The 1,335-nt window shown below is 43.1% G+C and carries 2 protein-coding genes; both read right to left on the bottom strand.

All coding sequences use genetic code 11. From position 1 onward, the window contains the following. Nucleotides 1–168: 168 nt before the first annotated feature. Entirely contained in the window at nucleotides 169–549 is a 381-nt protein-coding gene (locus LG31_RS0118575) for a diacylglycerol kinase (RefSeq protein ID WP_033115901.1), read from the bottom strand. A gap of 118 nt (nucleotides 550–667) precedes the next feature. Further along, a partial coding sequence (locus tag LG31_RS20640) for a phosphoethanolamine transferase (RefSeq protein ID WP_152598443.1) occupies nucleotides 668–1,335 on the bottom strand: 668 nt, incomplete at its 5' end.

Genomic DNA, 1,335 nt, shown 5'->3' with positions numbered 1-1,335 from the left:
CAAGACCGAAAAAACAGTAATAATAAAATATGGTTATTTTCGCACCTATGGTGCGGGCTAAACAGACAAAAAGTTCCACCTTATGATTAGCATCTATTATTTTTTCATTTAACAGCCACCATTTATGGCGGCTGCAATGAATAATTAAAAATATTATTGATGATAACACTACCACCAAGCTAATAAATTACGCCCTGTCAATGCCCCCCACACTATGGCATTCAACATCAGAGCAATGAAGACAGCCGCAGAGCCCATGTCTTTAGCTCGACCAGAAAGCTCATGATGCTCTGACCCTATTCTGTCTACTACTGCTTCAATAGCTGAGTTCAGGATCTCTACAATCACAACCAGCCAACTTATAACCATTAGGAATAGTATTTGATTTAAACTATCTCCGACAAAAAACGCTAGAGGCATCAACAGCACAATGAGTAACAGTTCCTGACGAAAAGCCGCTTCATGTCTCCAAGCTGAAGAAAGTCCCTTCATACTATAATTGGTGGCATGAATGATTCGGGTAATTCCAGTTGCACCAGGCTTTGCCATTTTAGCTTCCTCTTTCTGCTTTGCCCGTTAAAAAATTTCAACCATGAAATACACGGACAATAGTAACAAACCTATTATTTAACAGATAATTGGGGGCCTGAGCCCCCAACAATGTAATTTATTGAACATTACGACATTGACTGAAAATATCTAGACCCTTTTCGTAAACTGATGTTTTGACGTCCCAGATACCCAATACAGATGAGAAAATATTATCGTGTGAGTAACGAGTATCAGCGGCTTTCTGCTGCAAACACGCCATATCAACGCCTTTCTCTTTGGTAAATCCAGGTGACATCCACACCTGCATAGGTACGCGGGTCTGATCATCCGGTGCAAACTTGTACGGTGTACCGTGCAGGTAAAGCCCCATAGCTCCCAGTGATTCACCATGATCGGAGACGTAGAGCAATGCGGTGTTGTACTTATCTTCGTAGGTTTTCAACTTGGCGATCATCTCTGCAATCACGAAATCCGTGTAGCGGATGGTGTTGTCATAGGTGTTGGTGAGCTCTTCATCTGTGCAGTTTTCAATATCACTGCGTGGACAGTCAGGGGTGAACTGACGATGAGCATCAGGATAGCGCTTGTAGTAGGTTGGGCCATGGCTACCTATCAGGTGGAAGCCAACCAGCTTATCCCCTTTCATTTGAGCAATTTCACTATCGAGGTCTTGAAGGACAACCTCGTCATAGCATGTATTTTTATCGCAGAATTTAGGGTGATCTTTTGGTTTGACCTCGATGTTAGGTACTCGGTCGCAGACACCTTTGCAGCCGCCATCGT

The sequence above is a fragment of the Aeromonas lacus genome, assembly GCF_000764665.1.
GTDB classification, from domain to species: domain Bacteria; phylum Pseudomonadota; class Gammaproteobacteria; order Enterobacterales; family Aeromonadaceae; genus Aeromonas; species Aeromonas lacus.
Note: the sequence above shows the minus strand (reverse complement) of the source record. Positions and strands in the feature narration are given on the sequence as shown.

Bases quoted from the DNA above. Each gene is read 5' to 3' on its own strand.
- LG31_RS0118575 (WP_033115901.1), bottom strand. From the start codon at position 549: ATGGCAAAGCCTGGTGCAACTGGAATTACCCGAATCATTCATGCCACC.